This is a genomic window from Hymenobacter lapidarius (genome assembly GCF_001816145.1).
Taxonomy (GTDB): domain Bacteria; phylum Bacteroidota; class Bacteroidia; order Cytophagales; family Hymenobacteraceae; genus Hymenobacter; species Hymenobacter lapidarius.
On sequence record NZ_MDZB01000134.1, the window covers coordinates 1 to 18310 of the forward strand.

Sequence of the window (18310 nt, forward strand, 5' to 3'; positions counted from 1 at the left end):
GGCCCTCGCCTCGCGTTACGAGAAGAACGCCAGTACCTTTCTGGCAATGGTCACGCTAGGAGCCATCCTGATGTGGCTTTAATTGTTCACACGTCCTAGTACGAACCGGTGCCCCCCTCATTTTTGGAGAGGGGCGGTGCCCGGCAGGGGTCAGGGGGTGAGGTTACGCCTGCTGGTCTTTGAGCAAGTCCTCGCCGCCATAAGGGGCGCCAGCAGTGATGTCGCCGCGCAGGCCACCAGCCGTGGTTTGGCCGGGGCCGTGGTCGGCGGCGGTATTGGCCGAGTCATTGGGCTGGCCGCTGGGTGCGTTGGTAACCGCATCAGTCGCCACCGTATTGGTGGGAGCACCGGCGTTTTCGCCGCCCGCGATTTCGGTGGCCCGGGCCACGTACCGGCGTTTGGCTTCTTCTTCGGGCACGCCCTTGAACTGATTCCAGGAGTCCCATTGGGCTTGGGAGAGTCCGCCGGGGCCGCTGGCCTGGTCGGCAGCGTTGGGGTCCACTTCGCCGGATTTCATGTTTACGTCGCCCTCAGTGGCTTGCTTGTAGAGGCCGTAAAGCTCGGTCATGTGGGCACCGGCGGCAGCGGCGGGCAAGTTGTTGACTTTGTCGGCCGCAGCCTGAAATTGTTGATTGAGGTCCATGGGAGGGAAAAGGAAGAGAAAAATAATAGAACGGCCGCCCGGCCGCAACGGCCGGAGCCAATTATGACCGAAGGGCTGGTCGTGGAGCTTAAAAATTCGTAAAGGGCGCGAAGTCGGCAGAATTCGTGGGCGTTTGCCCTGCTGACAATACCCCGCTGCTGGCCTTTAGGTTGCGGGGTCGTACTTTTGCTGGCTACTATGTGTGGAATTACTGGAGTATTTGCCTTTACGCAAACGGGTCGTCAGTCGCTGAACAACCTGCAGGCATCAACGGATGCCATCATTCGCCGCGGTCCCGACTCGGAGGGCCATTTCGTGTACGACCAGTGCGGGCTGGGCTTCCGCCGGTTGGCTATCCTCGACCTTTCGGCCGATGGCAACCAGCCTATGACCGATGCGGCCGGCCGCTACACCATCGTGTTCAACGGCGAGATTTTCAACTTCCGCGAGTTGCGCGAGAAGCTCGTTAAGCGCGGCTGCCAGTTCCACTCGCAGACTGATACCGAGGTTATTCTACAGCTCTACATCACGGAGGGCCGCAGCTTTATCAAAAAGCTCAACGGCTTCTTCGGCTTGGCTATTTTTGATAAGGAAGAAAATTCTCTCTTCATTGCCCGCGACCGTTTTGGCGTAAAGCCTTTGCTTATCTACCGCGATGAAGACAAGCTATTCTTCGCCTCCGAAATGAAGTCGATGATGGCCTTGGGCGTGCCGCGCAAGCTCGACTACGTGGCCCTGACGCAATACTTGCAGCTGAACTACATTCCGGGTCCGGCCAGCATTTTCAAAGGCGTCAAGAAGCTGTTGCCCGGTCACTACCTCTACATCAAGGACGGCAAAGTGGTGGGCAAGGCGTGGTATAAAATACCCTACGACCCCAAGAAAGTCGCCAAAAACAAGCTCAGCTACGAGCAGCAGCAAAAAAAGCTGGTGGAGCTGATGGACGGCGCCGTGCAGCGCCGCCTCGTGGCCGACGTGCCCCTGGGCTGTTTCCTGAGCGGCGGTATCGACTCCAGCGTCATCGCCGCGCTGGCCTCCCGGCACACGCCCCACCTCAACACGTTCAGCATCGGTTTCAAAGACGAGCCGTTCTTTGATGAAACCAAGTACGCCAACCTCGTAGCGGCCCGTCATAAGACGAATCATACGGTGTTCTCGCTGACCAACAACGACCTGTACGAGCACATTCACGACATGCTGGCCTACCTGGATGAGCCGTTCGCGGACTCCTCGGCCCTGGCCGTGTACATCCTCAGCCAGCGCACCCGCCAAAAAGTAACCGTAGCCCTGAGTGGCGACGGGGCCGACGAAATGTTCGGCGGCTACAACAAGCACATGGGCGAGTTCAAAGTGCGCCAGGGTGGCTTCAAGGCCGAAGCCGTGACGGGCCTGGGCTTCCTGTGGGACGTGCTGCCCAAGTCGCGCAACAGCTTCATTGGCAATCGGGTGCGACAGTTTCAGCGTTTCTCGCGCGGCATGCTCGCCGGCGTGAAAGACCGGTACTGGGACTGGGCCAGCTTCGCCTCGGCCGACGACGCCAGCAGCCTGCTCAGCGCCGCCAGTCGCCGCAAGGTGGGCAAAAAAGCCCTCGTCAAGCGCCGGAAAGACATTCTGGAACACCTGCATTCCGACGGCGACCTCAACGAGGTGCTGCTCACCGACATGAAGCTGGTGTTGCCCTACGACATGCTCACGAAAGTGGACCTGATGAGCATGGCCAACTCCCTGGAAGTGCGCACGCCGTTCCTCGACTACAAAGTGGTGGACTTCGCGTTCTCGCTCCCCGTGAGCAGCAAAGTAGACGCCACCATGAAGAAGCGCATCGTGCAGGACGCCTTCCGCTCCGAGTTGCCCGTCGAGCTCTACGACCGGCCCAAGCACGGCTTCGAAGTGCCCCTTCTCAAGTGGATGCGCGGCGAGCTGCGCTCCCTGATTGAGGACGACCTGTTGCGCGATGAGTTCATCGAAAGCCAGGGTGTATTTGATGTAGATGCTATCCGCGCCCTCAAAACCCAGCTGTTTTCGCGCAACCCCGGCGATGTGCACGCCCGCATCTGGGGCCTCATCGTGTTCCAGACCTGGTGGAAGCAGTACATGGCGTGATGAATAATTAAAAATTAGGAATTAAGAATTATAAATTGGGAAGCTTGGCTGCGTTGGGGCCGCCTACCGGCTCTTCCTTGTTTATGCGACACTTCTCGATTTCCAGATTGGCGTTGTTGGGGGGCGTGCTGGTCATTACGCTGGTGCGGCTCAGCCTGATAGGTAAGGGCACCATGGCGTTTGTCGACGAGCAGCGCTACGTGACGGCCATGCTCGGTTTGCGGGCACTGGGGGAGGGGCATGTGCAGGAATCCCTGCAGGCCATCAATTCCATGGGGGCCCGGCCGGGCGATGGCCTGTGGCGCGCCATTCCGGGCCTGGGCCAGGCCGCGCTCCTGCTCCTGTTCAAACTGAACCCCAACTCGCCGCCGTCGCTGCAGGTGCCCCAGGCGTTCAATGTGCTCATCATGAGCCTGAACGCCTTGCTGCTCTACCGCATCTATCGCCGGTTTTTCAGTGCGAATATCGCGCTGGTAGGCATTGCCCTCTATTCCGGTTTGGTCAACACCAACGTGTATTTGCGGCACATTCTGCCCTACGACCATTCGCTCTTTTTCTTCCTGTTGGCGATTAACTACCTGCTGGCTCCAGCCCATGCCAGGACCACACGGCGGCATTGGTGGGCGGGCGTCCTGGCCGGAGTCAGCTATGCGGTGTACCCGGGGTATTTCCTGGGCCCACTGGTATTGCTGGGGCTTGCGCTAGCATTGAGCCTCGCACCAGGAGGCCACGAAGGGAAAAGCCAAACGGAGCGCCTGAAGCCGGTGGCAAGTTTGCTGGCGGGCCTGCTTGCGGTGCTCGCTTCGTTTGAGCTTCTGGCCCGGCTCTCGGATACTTCCTACCTCGCCAGCAGCCGCTACATTGCCACTACCGTCACTCAAGGCTCTTTCGATGAAGGGTTTAGCTTTATTGCCACTTACTTCTGGGAAGTAGAAGGCTGGTTTGGGGCAATGCTTCTGGCTTTGTTCGTCGTCGGGCTTTTTCTGAGCGCGAAGACGACCTGGCTACTTCTTGTCCGGCGCGACTACAAATCAGAAGCACAGCTGCCGTTGCTGGCTCTTTTGTCTTTGGCATTTTTGGGGTGGCTGGGCTACGCCGTCACCGTGCAGCTTGCGCATAAGCTGGTGTTTTACGGCCGGATTATCCACTTCTTCGTGCCTTTCATCGTAATGGGCAGTCTGGTGGTCCTGCAAAGAGTTGCGCAAGAACCAATCTTAAATGTTTGGTTACTAGCCCTTGGCATCTTGGGTTTGTGGCGCTTCAGCACCTTCGCTCTCGCTTACCGCACCATTGAATATCCACCCGATGTGGTGTATGCGCATGGCATTCACGATGCCCGGCAAATAGCAGGCATCGAAACGACTGGTTGCACACAAAACCTCGTGTATTACAGGGTTTTCGGGCCTCCAATCCGCGACCAGCGTACGAATGACAATCCTCGGTACAGGCTGATAAACTTTGCTTATCTTCTGCCCATAGCGTGCAATCAGCCCCGTCCTGACGCGGGCGATGTGGTTGCCGCAGTTCCATATTTCATGAGGTATCGGCCGTATCAATTCGAAGGTCACAACCCAGATGAGCGCACGTTGCTACAAAATCAATCCTTTGACTTTCGAATAATTCGAACTCAATGACTTGACTTACATAGCTGTTGTTAAGATACTTGCGGTAGTAGATTTAATGGTGTAAAACGGTTTAAGTAGTAGCGTTCCGCTGTAGTAAATCTTGAGGGGCTAAATTTGCTCCCTTGCACTAACAAAATATCAGGGTTAGTAATTTTATGAAAATAGCAATTGTAGGCACCGGCTACGTCGGTTTGGTAACTGGTACTTGTTTCGCCGAAGTAGGCATTGAGGTAACCTGCGTCGATATAGACCAGAAAAAGATTGACAACCTTCACCAGGGCATTTTACCCATCTATGAGCCCGGCCTGGAGGAGATGGTGACCCGCAACGTTGAAAAAGGCCGGCTACGTTTCTCCACCAGCCTAGCCGAAGCCATTAAGGATTGCGACGTTGCATTTATCGCCGTAGGCACTCCTCCCGGCGAGGACGGCTCAGCCGACCTGAAGTACGTACTGGCGGTGGCCCGTGGCATTGGTGAGCACATGAACAGCTACGGCGTCATCGTCACCAAAAGCACCGTGCCAGTGGGCACGGCTGCAAAAGTGCGCACCGAGATTGAAAAAGCACTGGAAAAGCGCGGGGCTACTATCGAGTTCGACGTGGCCTCAAACCCCGAGTTCCTGAAGGAAGGCGCTGCCATCGACGATTTCCTGAAGCCCGACCGCATCGTGGTCGGCGTGGCGTCGGAACGCGCCGAAGAAGTGATGCGCCGGCTCTACAAGCCTTTCCTGCTCAACGGCCACCCCATCATCTTCATGGACATTCCATCCGCGGAGATGACCAAATACGCAGCTAACTCCATGCTGGCCACCAAAATAAGCTTCATGAACGACGTGGCCAACCTTTGCGAAATCATGGGGGCCGATGTGAACAAGGTGCGCCAGGGCATTGGCTCCGATGCTCGGATTGGCACCAAGTTTATTTATCCGGGTATAGGCTACGGCGGCTCCTGCTTTCCAAAGGATGTGAAAGCGCTTATCAAAACCGCTCAAGAACACGGCTACCAGATGCAGGTGCTGCAAGCGGTTGAAAATGTGAACGAGCAACAGAAGTCGGTACTATTCGATAAGGTAAGCCGGCACTTCGCCGGCGAGCTTCGTGGGCTGAAAATAGCTGTGTGGGGCCTGTCTTTCAAGCCCAAAACCGACGACATGCGGGAGGCGCCTTCGTTGGTTATCATTGAAAAGCTGCTGGCCGCGGGTTGCACCGTTACAGCCTACGACCCGGTGGCCATGCCCGAAGCGCGCCATACCCTCGGCGATTCCATTACCTACGCCAAGGACGAGTTTGCCGCGCTCATCGACGCCGATGCCCTGCTGGTAGTAACCGAGTGGCCCGACTTCCGGGCCCCAAATTTCGACGTGGTGGCCCGCTTAATGAAGCAAAAAGTCATTTTTGACGGCCGCAACATCTACGAAGCCAGCGAGTTGAAAAGCCTGGGCTTTGCCTATCACTGTATCGGCGTACGCACAGACCACCAGGAGCCTGCTTAATAACAAACTTGTTATCCTGAGCGCAGCGAAGGACCGTATCACGGCTGCACTTACCAGGATTATTACTTATTCTAGCGGCGCGGACGTGATACGGTTCTGCGCCGCGCTCAGGATGACAAAAGAAACGTATGACCGACACTACGACCAATAAAAAACGCGTCCTCATTACCGGCGGAGCTGGCTTTCTGGGTTCGCACCTCTGCGACCGGTTCCTGGCCGAGGGCTACCACGTCATTGCCATGGACAACCTGATTACGGGTTCGCTCCAGAACATCGAACATCTGTTTGGCAACAAGGATTTTGAATTCCATCATGCTGATGTGAGCAAGTTCGTATTCGTGCCCGGCAAGCTCGATTACATCCTGCATTTCGCCTCCCCCGCTTCGCCGATTGACTACCTCAAAATCCCTATTCAAACTCTGAAGGTGGGTTCGCTCGGCACCCATAACCTGCTGGGCCTGGCGCGGGTGAAAGGCGCCCGCATGCTCATCGCCAGTACATCGGAAGTGTATGGCGACCCCGAAGTTCACCCGCAGGTAGAAGAGTACTACGGCAACGTGAACCCGGTAGGCCCGCGCGGCTGCTACGACGAGGCCAAGCGCTTTCAGGAAGCCATCACCATGGCCTACCACAACCACCACGGCCTGGAAACGCGCATCATTCGCATCTTCAACACCTACGGCCCCCGAATGCGCCTCAATGACGGCCGCGTGCTGCCGGCGTTCCTCTCCCAGGCCCTGCGCGGCGAGAACCTGACCGTATTCGGCGACGGCTCCCAGACCCGCTCGTTCTGCTACGTAGATGACTTGGTAGAAGGCATTTACCGCCTGCTGCTCAGCGACTACGCCTTACCCGTGAACATCGGCAACCCCGATGAAATCACCATCAAGGAGTTCGGGGAAGAAATTGCCCGCCTCACCGGGGTCGAGTTCAAGCCCACCTTCCAGGCCCTGCCCGAGAATGACCCCATGAAGCGCAAGCCGGACATCACCAAAGCCCGGGAAATCCTGGGCTGGGAGCCCAAGGTAGACCGCGCCGAGGGGTTACGCCGCACGCTGGAGTATTTTAAAGAGCACGTGAAATAACGCGTGGGATGCGACCGAAACCCTGCCAATAACTCTCTGAACGGAATAGGGACACGAGACGCGGAGTAGCAGCGGTGCGGTATATGGCAAGCAGATTTCTATATTTGCGGCATACCAATGCCGCTGTTCCTCCGAGATAGACTCAAATTGAAAAAGCGGCAGACTGGTAAAATTATATATTTTGCCAGTCTGCCGCTTTCGAGTGTTTATGAGAAAACCTAGAGCGAACCGTTGAAGTTGCTCATGTCACGACTACGCTCGAGACTGGGTTCAGGTACGGTCCGGCTACGGTGGAGCTAGGGCGCAGCCAGTTTGCACTCTACAGCTACGCGGCAGGAGTCAGCACCGGTATTGATTATAAGCAAAGTACAAGCACGATATACTGAAGTCTCAGTAGTGAATAACAAGATGTTTCGCTAGCAAGCGTCTTACTAAAACCGCTCTTGTTCAACGCAGGCTACCGACTTCCGACCCAGCTACACTCCGTTCCTGCAACAGGCGCTAAGTATGAATGACCCTTTCCTTATCAATTTCCCCAAACTTGGCGCGCCGGAGATTGGCTATATCTCCGTGACGGAACAGCAGCAGCTGGTGCCTTTTGAGGTGAAGCGTATTTTCTGGACTTATTACACGCCGGAGAGCATTGTACGGGGCCGGCACGCGCACCACGTCACGGAGCAGGTACTCATTGCGGCGGCTGGCCGCCTCACCGTTACGACCGAGTTGGCCGATGGCAACATCCAGCTATTCCGGCTCGAAGACCCGCACGTGGGGCTGTACGTGCCGCCCCACGCCTGGCATACCATGCAATATTCGCACTCGGCAGTGCAGCTAGTGCTGGCCTCTGTGCCATATCAGGAAGCCGACTACATTCGCAGTTACGAGGACTTCAAGCGGATATGGACTCCCAAAGCGCAGTAATTCCCGCAGCGAACTGGATAGCAACCCGCGCTGAAGTGCTGCTCCGGCATGCGCCCACGCATTTTCTGCGTCAGTCACCAGTGGAGCAGCAGGAGCGCTACGGCACTGGCGCGGCAACCCGCTTTGGCACTGGGGTAGGGGAGGAGGTACTAACCGCTGCTGATGGTCATAGCCAATGGCTGCTGCAACACCTGCCTTGGGACACCAGGTTTTTCGGCACTGACACCTACCGGCTGTTTACCAGCTTGTTCGAAGATAATGCCACAACTGCCGCGCTGGCCCTGGCTGCCGGTGAGCTACGGGAAACGCTGGCTGCCCGCGGGCCCTACTATGCCTTTGGCGTGGTGCCGGCCGAAGATACCGCACTGCTGCAAGCCCTGACCGGTGACGGCTGGCGACTCATTGAAACGCGCCTGAACTTTTACTGCCCGGTAGCTGAAGCCCGGTTGCCCCCACGCGCCCCGGTACGTCTGGCGCGGCCCGATGAAGCCATACACATTGGCCGGGTTTCGGCCGCATCCCGCAACCTTTACGACCGTTTTCACGCTGACCCCTGGTTTGGCGAGGCCCGCGCTGATGCCATGCTGGCCCGCTACGCGGAAGCCGCCGTGGAGGGGAAATATGCTGACGCCGTATTGGTGCCCGATGAGCCGGGTGTGGCGGTGGACTCGTTCCTGGCCATCGGCGACACGCCCGCCGAGGCCGGAGTACCAGGCAGCGGTTCGTCGCGGGTGCTGCTTACTGCCGTAGGGCCAGCCAACCGCGGCTGGCACCTGAAGCTAGTGGCCGAAACCGTACGCCGTGCAGCAGCCCTATCTTTGCCGCAGGTGATAATGACTACGCAGGCTACCAACGGGGCGGTATTTCGCACCTGTGAGAAGCTGGGCTTCCGGCTGGGCAGTACGAGCCACGTATTGGCCTGCCACAGTTGAGCGTTTAGCCACTAGCGCAGTATTCTCAATGCCCGCGAGCAAGTAACCAGGCAGTATTCCTGCCCCAACATTCTGTTGGCCGAATGATGGCTGCCGGACTACTGACAACCAGACTAAGCCATGCCGAAGCTTTCCGTTATCATTCCCTGCTACTTCAACGAGAGCAACATTCCCGTAACGGTGCCGGGGCTGATTGCCAATGAGGCCAATTTCCCGACCGGGCTGGAGTTTGAGTACGTGTTTGTGGACGATGGCTCGGGCGATGGCACAGTAGCAGCCCTGCGCCGGGCGCAGGCCTACTACCCCGACCGCATCAAAGTGGTGGAACTGGTAGCCAACGTGGGCTCATATAACGCCATAGTCGCCGGTATGGCTTACGCTACCGGCGACTGCCTGGCCATCATCACGGCCGATATGCAGGACCCCCCCGAACTGATGGTGCAGATGTACGACTATTGGTGCAAGGGGTTTAAATTAGTGATTGGCAACCGGCAGGACCGTGAGGAAACTGGGCTGGGGCAGGTATTTGCCAAGACATTCCATTGGCTGATGAAGCACTTGGCGCTGAAAAACATACCAGACGGGGGCTTCGACTTCGTGTTCTTTGACCGGCAGGTATGCGATGACGTGGTACGGATGCAGGAGCGCAACTCCAACCTGTTTTACCTGATGGTGTGGCTGGGGTATGACTACGTGAATATCCCCTACGTGCGCCGCAAGCGGGAAATCGGGAAGTCGCGCTGGACGCTGCAAAAAAAAATCAAGCTGCTGATTGACTCATTATTGTCTTTCTCCTTCTTTCCCATTCGGGCCATCTCGGTGCTGGGGCTGGGGCTGGGCGTAGTGGCGCTGCTCTACGGGCTTTACATCATTGGCCTTAAGTTTTTTGGCGGTGACGAACCTGAGGGCTGGACCACCCTGATGGTGGTAGTGCTTTTCGTGGCCGCCTTTCAGATGATTGCGCTGGGCGTCATCGGCGAGTACGTGTGGCGGGGGCTGGATGCGGCCCGCAAGCGGCCCATGTACGTGGTGAAGCAGGTGAATGAGCCTACTCATACCTTGACCCGTTAATCAAGCTTCTTAGCTAGTTGATGTTACCTTACCTTATTGAGCTACTGGCACTACCGCTGGCTGGCTTAGCTGCCTGCTACGGGCTGGGCACGGTCCTGCTGTGGGTGAGCGGCTTACAGGCCGAGGAGCCCTTCTTCACCATTTTCCTGCGCCTGCTGACGGGCTTGTTAATGCTCGTGGTCAGCTATGCGCTGGTGCGCACTGGGGGCGTGAGTATCCTGCTGCCCGTGCCTTTGCTGCTCGGGGGCGTGGTGCTGGCCCTGCGCCGCCCGGCGGCGGGTGCTACGCCCGCGCCCGCTCGCCTCGGCCCCGCACTGGGGCTAACCTTGGTCCTGTGCCTGGCCGTATTTGCTGGGCAGTATGCGCTGGTATATGAGCCGGGAACAGCCCATCTGCAAACCCCCTTTCAGGACTACGTTTACTACAGTCGTCTAACGCTGATGCTCAACCAATTCGGATTGGAGACCAATTCGCTGGAAGTTGTATTTCCACAGTTTCAGACCGTACAACCCTACCACTATCTGGAAATATGGCTGAATGCGTTGCTAGTGTGGGTTTCGGGGTTGCCCTCAGTGTGGGTACTGTTTGTGAGCATGACTACGATGCTACTAACCATTGCCGGGGTTGGGTTTGCGGCCATATACGCTTGGTGCGGGGTGAAGGCTGCCTGGGCTATGCTACTGGGCGGGCTCATGCTGACGGTGAATGGCACAATATGGCCATTCCTGGAGGGTTTCCTGTTCGTGGGTAACGGCTCGCTACTATCGCACCTGCCAGCGCAGCTGCACCCCAAGCTGGGTCCGGTCTATATAGCTATGGTCTTGTCCGGACTGCTACTGCTCCGGCAGCGGTGGGTGGCGGCGGCGCTGGCACTGCCCATGCTGCCGCTGCTTTTTGTGGCTACAGCCCCGGCGGCGCTGGCCGGGGTGGTGGGGCTGGTGCTATACCTGGGCCTCAGCCGGCAGCTGCCCTGGCAACGAGCGCTGCTACTGCTGGCTCCGGTGGGGGCAGTAGGTGTTTATATGGGGTTGTTCTATGCGTTGCAGCCCGCCCCCTACCAGTTTCCTCACGCGGGGCACTCCTCTCTGCTGGCCTCAGTATTGCCCGCCGGACAGGAGCTAGAAACCCTAATCAACATTGCCATCGGGGTGCTGCTCAATTATGGCATTTACTACGTCGGCTATGCCGCGCTGGCTGGGCTGCTGTGGTGGACCGGTTCGGCCCGAACGCCGCTTATCGCGCCTGCTGGCTGGCCCTGGATGGCATGGGCCGCCGCCACGCTGCTGGGGGCCCTGCTCATGCGTACGCTGAGCCATCACTTTCTCGATGGGTTTCAGTTTTTCTCTAATCCGATGGTGCCGCTGAGTGCTGTGGTGTTGGCCATCGTGCTGGGGCAGGTCCTGCGCGGGCAGGCTACCGCGCGCCTGGCCCTGGCTGCGGCGGGCCTACTTGGCTTATTGCTGGTGAACACACTGCCCCGAATCACTGACAACGCCCGCTTCTCGACGCAGTTTTTGGCGCGGGTGGGGCCGGTACTGCAAGCTTTGCCCGCCCGTGGCGGCTATCTGCTAGGCGATGCCGACTACCAGAACGCTTACATGCTGGCATCCGACGCCTATACGGCTGGTACCTACGTGTCTAATTTCCGAAATGACTACCTGCTGCTGTCACTCTCGGCGCTGGTGCCCGATAGTCTGAACACCGACCCGCGTTTTGCCCGCGACTCGACCCAGGCGGCGCTGGCCACGGACCAATCGACACTGGCCCGACTGACCCAGCTGCGCCAGCGGGTGGGGCGACCTCTATCCCCTGACAGCGCGGCGCTGGCTTTAGTGCAGCGGGCGGGTCTGCGCTTTATCTGTGCTTCGCCACGGGCCCGGCTGCCGCCCACGCTACGTCCCCTGGTGCATGCCCGCTACCGCGATTCCCGTTCCGGTGAGGTGCTTTACGTGCTGCGGCCATCAGTTTTCGCGGTTCCGCCCCAGCTACCTTAAGCTTGTTCCTGACAGCCGGCGTGTATCTTTGCACGCCTACTGTGCCGTACCATTTGTATATGACCGTTCCCTTTCTCTCCTTCTCCCCGCAGCACGACCCCATTCGCACCGAAGTGCTGGCCGCAATCGCCGACGTGTACGACAAGCAGTGGTATGTGCTGGGCGAGCAGGTTAAAGCTTTTGAGGCTGAGTACAGCGCCTTCAATCAGGTAGCTCATACCATTGGCGTAGCCAATGGCCTTGACGCGCTGCACCTGGCCCTGCTGGCCTTGGACGTGCAGCCCGGTGACGAAGTCATCGTACCCAGTAACACCTATATTGCTACCTGGCTGGCCGTTTCGTACGTGGGCGGCGTGCCCGTGCCCGTCGAGCCCGACGCACACACTTATAACCTTGACCCCGCTCTTATCACAGCCGCCATTACGCCCCGCACCAAGGGCATTATGCCGGTACACCTGTACGGGCAGGCCTGCGCGATGGGGCCCATTATGGAAGTAGCTAAAAAGCACGGCCTGTGGGTAGTAGAAGATAATGCCCAGGCCCAGGGCGCGGCTTGGGAGGGCGGCTTCACCGGTACCTTCGGCAACGCCAATGGCACTAGCTACTACCCCGGCAAGAACCTGGGGGCCCTGGGCGACGCCGGAGCCGTGACAACCAACGACGCGGCGCTGGACGCTAAAATCCGCACCCTGCGCAACTACGGCTCGCAGCAGAAGTATTACAACGAGATTATCGGTCAGAACTCGCGCCTCGATGAGCTACAGGCCAGCGTGCTACGTGTGAAGCTCCGGCACCTGCCCGAGTGGACGCGCCAGCGCCAGCAGGTAGCGGCGTGGTACAACCAGTACCTAACTGGCCTGGGCGACCTGTTGCTGCCCACTGTGGCCGAAGGCGCTACCCACGTTTACCACCTCTACGCGGTGCGCACGGCCCACCGGGCGGCGTTGCAGCAGCACCTCACCGACCAGGGTGTGGGCACCCTCATTCACTACCCTGTGCCACCGCACCGGCAGCAGGCCTATGCCCACCTGAACATGCCCGCCGGGGCCTTCCCCATTGCCGAGGAAATTGCCGATACGGCCCTAAGCCTGCCCATGTGGCCCGGCATGAGCGAAGAGCAGGTGGCCCGTGTGGCAGCGGCGGTACGCTCCTTCTTCGCGTAGTCCTCTTCGTGCATTTCTTTACTAAAAACCTGTATGTCAGTTCCCCGCCTGATAGACTTTTCTAAAATTGGCAAGCCGGAGCTAGGCTACCTGACCGTGGCGCAAAATAGCGGCCTGCCCTTCCGCATCGAGCGGGTATACTGGACGTATTTCACACCCGACGAAGTGTTGCGCGGCCACCACGCCCACCATGACCTGGAGCAAGTCATCTTCGCCGTAAGCGGGCAGATTGACTTTGAGCTGGAGGGCGTGGACGGCACCAAATACAACTTTGCCCTGACCCGACCCAACATCGGCCTGTACATTCCGCGGCACTACTGGCGCACCATTCGGTTTTCGCACAATGCCGTGCTGATGTGCCTGGCGTCGCACGAGTATGAAGAAGCGGACTACATCCGGGAATATGCTGATTTTAAACATCTTCAAAGCATTGAAAAGCCGAGAATTTTAGATTAGTATAAACACTAGAACAACTATTCTTGCTTAACATCGCTCAATTTTCAAAATCATAACTGTTGTTTCCAATGAAATTTGCAAACCGTAATGTTCAGTTAGGCGAAAATGTTCGTTTAGGGAAAAATGTCTCAATAGGTGATAATACCACAATTTACGACAACGTTATTATCGAAGACAACGCCATTATTTGTAATAACTGCGTCATTGGGGAGCCAGGAAGAGCTTACTACTATCAGGATGGTAGTTATATTCAACCAGAAACTGTCATCGGAGCCGGAGCACTTATTCGCAGTCATAATATTATTTATGCTGGCAGCACCTTCGGAGAAAATTTCACTACAGGGCATCGCGTTACTGTTCGGGAAAATAGCCATTTTGGTCGCGATTGCCAGGCCGGAACATTAACTGATATTCAAGGTAACGTAGTTTTTGGTGACTACTGTAAAATGCACAGTAATGTGCACATTTGCGAGTTTTCCACAATTGGAGATTATGTGTTTATTTACCCGTACACTGTTTTTACCAACGACGCTCGTCCCCCTTCGAACTCATACAAAGGACCAACCATCGGGGACTATTCTATTATAACTGTTCATTGCATTGTGCTGCCCGAAGTACAAATCGGCAAAAACTGTTTAGTCGGAGCTAACTCAGTTGTAAACAAGGATATGCCAGACTTTAGTTTTGCGGTAGGTAGTCCAGCCAAGATTGTGCGTGACGTAAGGGAATTGGGTGGAGGTGGGCAATATCCATGGATGTATAATTTTGAGCGTGGTATGCCGTGGCAGGGTATTGGTTTTGAGGAGTGGAGCAAGAAGTAATAAAAGGTCTTATAATCTTCAGGTTAAAAGATGATTGATTGGCGAAAGAAATGTATTGTACTTATTAACTGAATTCATGTGGGCTTGTCTATTCTATTAGCAAGCATAGTGTTGTTGAGAGCCTGTTAGAATTCACAAGTAGCTGTTAGACAAACAGAAACCAGCCAGGTTTTCCTAATTTCCTCATCCGACCAAAGATGTACGAAACGGACCTGACTGATTTCCAGTGGCACGTTATGCAAAATGCCTTGCCCATTGCCCGCCGCCGCAAGTATTCCTTGCGCCTCATTTTCAATGCCTTGCTTTACTTAACCAAGAGCGGATGCCAGTGGCGCTTGTTGCCCAACGACTTTCCCCCTTACCCCATTTGCTTTTATTATCTCCGCCGCTGGCAAGCCGACGGACGGTGGGCGGGCCTGAATAAAATGCTAGTTGAACAGGAGCGCCAGCAGTCAGCCCCTTCGGGCCAGCCCAGCCCAAGCGTGGCCATTGTGGACGCGAAATCGATTAAAAGCAGCGAACGCGGCGTGCTCGACAAAGACTTTGACGGCCACAAACAGGTGCAGGGCCGCAAGCGTCAACTCGCTGTTGACACGGGCGGCCGGTTGCTGGCCGCCCACGTGGGGCCAGCCAACGAGAACGACCGCATTGGGGGACGGGCGGTGCTGGAAAAACTCCACCAACAGGGGTTTAAACGGCTACAACTCGTGCTTACCGACGCGGGCTACAATGGCCGACCCCTGGCCGAGTGGACCCAAGCCCACTGTGGCTGGCGGCTCGAAACCGCCCCCGGCCTTCGCGGTGGCGGCGGCTTTACCCCGCAACCCGTGCGCTGGGTCGTCGAGCGCTCCATCGGTTGGTTGCAATGGGACCGGCGGCTGAGCCGCGACTTCGAATGCGAAACCAGCAGCGCCGAAGCGACCTTGTATTTGTCCAGTATCCGACACCTGATTCGTAAATTTTAACAGGCTCTGAGTATTTTCAACTAATCGATTTGATTTCCAAGGAAATTAGTTAAGGCGATGACAGTTGTGACAGAGTATAATAAGCTGGAACTTTCATCCATCATACTAATGGCTGATGTTCAGACGGTAGATGTCAAACATAGCCGTCAGCTGGGGCATTATATAGCTCTGGGCGAAAGCAAAGGGCACAGGCTCAGACGGCGTTCAACGGCATTATCACTCGACGTATGAGCCTTAATTACTGTCCCTCTGCCAGAATGAGTGTGATGGAACGTATGCCACAAACGCAAAAACTATTCCTTCAAACGACTTACTATACCTAAAAACGCTATGATAAATAGTCTAAAAATACAAATTGTTTGGTTATTTCTTAAATATTCAAAGAGAAGCCCTTAATAAGCTCCTGGCAAAATCTATACGTAAATCAAAAATAGTCTTTTATACCAATAATGATTAATAATAATATTCTGCTTGCAAAAAATAAAGCTGTGTATAATGGCCTAGTTAAGGCTTTTTCGAAAAAATTCGGTAGTAATAATGAATTTGAAAAGCAACTTGATGCTATCAACTTAATCGCAGCTTACCAATGGCGAATTCATGCAGGACTCTATGCTGATTTGTATCTAGAAAAGTGGGCATTAGGTATTGGAAAACGCATCTGGGATGACAATAATGTAGTAGCTCCAATTCTTCCTAAAGCCACTCAAAAGCTAAATATACTCCATGTTGTTACCCAAACATACTCAGTCGGTGGGCACACGCGGCTTCTGTTAAATATTATCAGAAATGACACTAATTCTTTGCACAATGTGGTTCTTATAAATAGGAAGGCAGAAGATGCACCGGATTGGCTTCATGAAGCAGTTAAAGCTACTGGAGGTGCTATAATCACTCTATGTGAAGAATCAAAGGTAGAACAAGTGGCTATACTACAACAGTTACTTGTTAATCAAGCTGACCGGATATTTTATTCCATTCATCCTGACGATAGTGTGTCCGTAGCTGCGCTGGCTGCTACTCCGCGGCCTCAAGTGCTGACAATCAACCATTCAGACCACACATTTTGGCTGGGTTCTATCTTGTCAGATGTTGTCGTTTGTTACCGGAGATGGTCGTTGCCGTTTTCTTTGAGTGCTCGCGCTGTTCAAAAGGTAGAGCTTTTACCTACCCCATTAAATTTTGAAATAGTAGCCCCAAATGCTAAGAGAGAAGCACGTAATGTATTAGGAATACGGGACGAACAAATAGTCATTCTAACTGTGGCGAGCGCCTATAAATTTACGCCAACAGATGAGCATAATTATTACAGACTTATAAGAAAAGCGATAGATGATAATCCGCAAGTGCTAGTGAAAGTGATTGGGGTGCAGGAAAGTGAAGGAAGCAATCTAGGGTTTGAGGAGCATCAGCGAATTGAATTGTTAGGAGCAATTGACGACCCAAAAATATACTATATGGCAGCGGATATTTATGTTGATTCATTGCCATTTGGTTCGTTCACTTCGCTATTCGAAGCAATGTATTTTGGTTGTTTTCCGGTCCTGCAATTCAATCCTACTGATATGTTAGTTATTGGACAGGAACCTGCATTACAAGGGTTAGTACAGCATCCCCACGATGAAAATGAGGCAATAAAAAATATTCAACGAGCAATTAATGATATAGATTATCGTCAACAGATTGCTCAAAGAGGTAGTAATTTAATTCAGCAACATTACATGGGGAAAGGTTGGAAAGAATACTTGACCAATCTCTATCGCGATTCTGCTGCAATTGTGACGTCTGTCCGTGATATAAGTGATATAGAAACGCTGAATCTAAGAAATGCTGAGCAGCAGAATGACTTAGATGCGGCGTATATGTCGAATGTTTTTTTCGGAGATTCAATTAATTTTCTGCTATATTCCCTTTTGGAGAGAATCGATAAGTTTTCAATAAAAGATGGTGTAAAAATATATCTTTCCCTGCAAAAAGAGCAGCAGCGTATGTCATTGAAGCAATTGCTGCATTTTATCAAAAATAAAATAAACCATCGGTATAAATGAATATTTATACCATGGTTTATTTTATTTTTGTGGTATATATTCTATATAATTCAAGTGAATGACCCCCAACGTTGCCATCGTCGTGCCCGCCTACCGGCGGTTTGCTGACCTCACCGAGAGCGAGCAGATTTCCTGGCGGCAGTCCACGGACGTGTACCAGACCTACCCGTTCGTGCTCGTGTGCCCCGACTCACTGGATGCCAGCGGCTACGTGAGTGCCGTCCTGGCTCAGCCCGTACGGCTGGAGCGCTTTGCCGATACCTATTTTTCCGGCACGGCTTCTTACAACAAGCTGATGATGTCGCTGGACTTCTTCCAACGCCTGGCCGGCTACGAGTACTTTCTGCTGTGTCAGCTCGACGTATTCGTCTTCCGGGATGACCTGCCCGCTTGGTGCGCCAAATGCTACTCCTACGTGGGGCCGCCTTGGTTTGCGGGCTTCGAGCCGCCGCTGGCCGAGGCGCGGCTGTGGGCAGTGGGCAACGGCGGCTTCTCGCTGCGCAAGGTGGCCGACTGCCTGCGGGTGCTGCACGCGCGGCAGCCCATTTTCTCGTGGCCCACGCTGCTGCGGGAGTGCTTCGCGCCGGGGCTGGGAGCAGGGCTGCGGCGGCTGCCCGCTTACTTGCGGCGCGGCCTGCAAGCCAACCAGACCCACCACGCCCGCAACGACTATGCTGGGCAGGAAGACATTTTCTGGAGCCTCATCTGCGCCGACCGCTTCGCTTGGTACACTGTGCCCACGCCTACCGAGGCCTTGGAGTTTGGCTTCGACTACCACCCTACGCTGATGCTGGAGCTGAACGGTGGCCGCCTGCCGATGGGCTTTCATGCTTGGGACCGCCACCGCAATGCATTCTGGACGAAGTTGTTTAAGGAGCAGGGGTATTCACTAAATAACCCAAGTTGCGGATTATAGTCCAACTTGGTCGAGGGCGTGGACGAAAATGAACAGCGCGATTTTGAGGACAAATCCCTGGGCCGTGACCGCATGAA

Annotated in this window: 15 protein-coding genes; 14 read left to right on the top strand and 1 reads right to left on the bottom strand. The window is 55.2% G+C overall.

The genetic code is table 11. From position 1 onward, the window contains the following. Positions 1 to 163: 163 nt before the first annotated feature. Positions 164 to 643, bottom strand: coding sequence for an acyl-CoA-binding protein (locus BEN47_RS15740; RefSeq protein ID WP_070729540.1), 480 nt, complete (start codon positions 641 to 643; stop codon positions 164 to 166). A 198-nt stretch (positions 644 to 841) separates the two neighbouring features. On the opposite strand from BEN47_RS15740, the gene asnB reads away from it, so the two are divergent. From asnB to BEN47_RS15810, 14 genes are all read left to right on the top strand, one after another. After that, positions 842 to 2746 (top strand): asparagine synthase (glutamine-hydrolyzing), encoded by a 1905-nt coding sequence (asnB, locus tag BEN47_RS15745; RefSeq protein WP_070729543.1) that lies wholly within the window; start codon positions 842 to 844, stop codon positions 2744 to 2746. 83 nt (positions 2747 to 2829) lie between these two features. Continuing rightward, positions 2830 to 4380 carry a glycosyltransferase family 39 protein gene (locus tag BEN47_RS15750; RefSeq protein WP_070729545.1) on the top strand — a complete coding sequence of 517 codons (1551 nt, stop codon included), beginning with the start codon at positions 2830 to 2832 and terminating at the stop codon, positions 4378 to 4380. A 146-nt stretch (positions 4381 to 4526) separates the two neighbouring features. Continuing rightward, entirely contained in the window at positions 4527 to 5864 is a 1338-nt protein-coding gene (locus tag BEN47_RS15755) for a UDP-glucose dehydrogenase family protein (protein WP_070729547.1), read from the top strand. Between the two features lie 128 nt (positions 5865 to 5992). After that, a complete protein-coding gene (locus tag BEN47_RS15760) occupies positions 5993 to 6949 on the top strand; it encodes a UDP-glucuronic acid decarboxylase family protein (protein WP_070729549.1) in 957 nt (318 codons plus the stop codon). A 507-nt stretch (positions 6950 to 7456) separates the two neighbouring features. Beyond that, entirely contained in the window at positions 7457 to 7870 is a 414-nt protein-coding gene (locus BEN47_RS15765; protein ID WP_070729551.1) for a sugar 3,4-ketoisomerase, read from the top strand. Next, entirely contained in the window at positions 7849 to 8802 is a 954-nt protein-coding gene (locus BEN47_RS15770; protein ID WP_125921718.1) for a GNAT family protein, read from the top strand. Before BEN47_RS15765 ends, BEN47_RS15770 begins: the two co-directional genes overlap by 22 nt. 120 nt (positions 8803 to 8922) lie before the next feature. Beyond that, complete coding sequence (locus BEN47_RS15775) at positions 8923 to 9873, top strand: glycosyltransferase family 2 protein (protein ID WP_070729554.1); 951 nt, start codon at positions 8923 to 8925, stop codon at positions 9871 to 9873. 20 nt (positions 9874 to 9893) lie between these two features. Continuing rightward, the gene (locus BEN47_RS15780) at positions 9894 to 11867 is read left to right on the top strand and encodes a hypothetical protein (protein WP_070729556.1); all 1974 of its coding nucleotides are present in this window, start codon (positions 9894 to 9896) and stop codon (positions 11865 to 11867) included. Positions 11868 to 11926: 59 nt separating this feature from the next. Then, entirely contained in the window at positions 11927 to 13030 is a 1104-nt protein-coding gene (locus BEN47_RS15785; protein WP_070729558.1) for a DegT/DnrJ/EryC1/StrS family aminotransferase, read from the top strand. A 33-nt stretch (positions 13031 to 13063) separates the two neighbouring features. Continuing rightward, positions 13064 to 13486: a sugar 3,4-ketoisomerase gene (locus BEN47_RS15790; RefSeq protein WP_070729560.1), complete on the top strand. Its 423-nt coding sequence runs from the start codon at positions 13064 to 13066 to the stop codon at positions 13484 to 13486. A gap of 68 nt (positions 13487 to 13554) precedes the next feature. Beyond that, on the top strand, positions 13555 to 14307 hold the full coding sequence (locus tag BEN47_RS20435) for an acyltransferase (RefSeq protein ID WP_083322486.1): 753 nt from the start codon (positions 13555 to 13557) through the stop codon (positions 14305 to 14307). A gap of 197 nt (positions 14308 to 14504) precedes the next feature. After that, positions 14505 to 15272, top strand: coding sequence for an IS5 family transposase (locus BEN47_RS15800; RefSeq protein ID WP_070729565.1), 768 nt, complete (start codon positions 14505 to 14507; stop codon positions 15270 to 15272). Between the two features lie 449 nt (positions 15273 to 15721). Continuing rightward, entirely contained in the window at positions 15722 to 17317 is a 1596-nt protein-coding gene (locus BEN47_RS21075) for a glycosyltransferase family protein (RefSeq protein ID WP_125921719.1), read from the top strand. 58 nt (positions 17318 to 17375) lie between these two features. Beyond that, positions 17376 to 18233, top strand: a complete 858-nt coding sequence (locus BEN47_RS15810; protein WP_070729568.1) for a DUF5672 family protein — start codon at positions 17376 to 17378, stop codon at positions 18231 to 18233. The last annotated feature ends 77 nt before the right edge of the window (positions 18234 to 18310 follow it).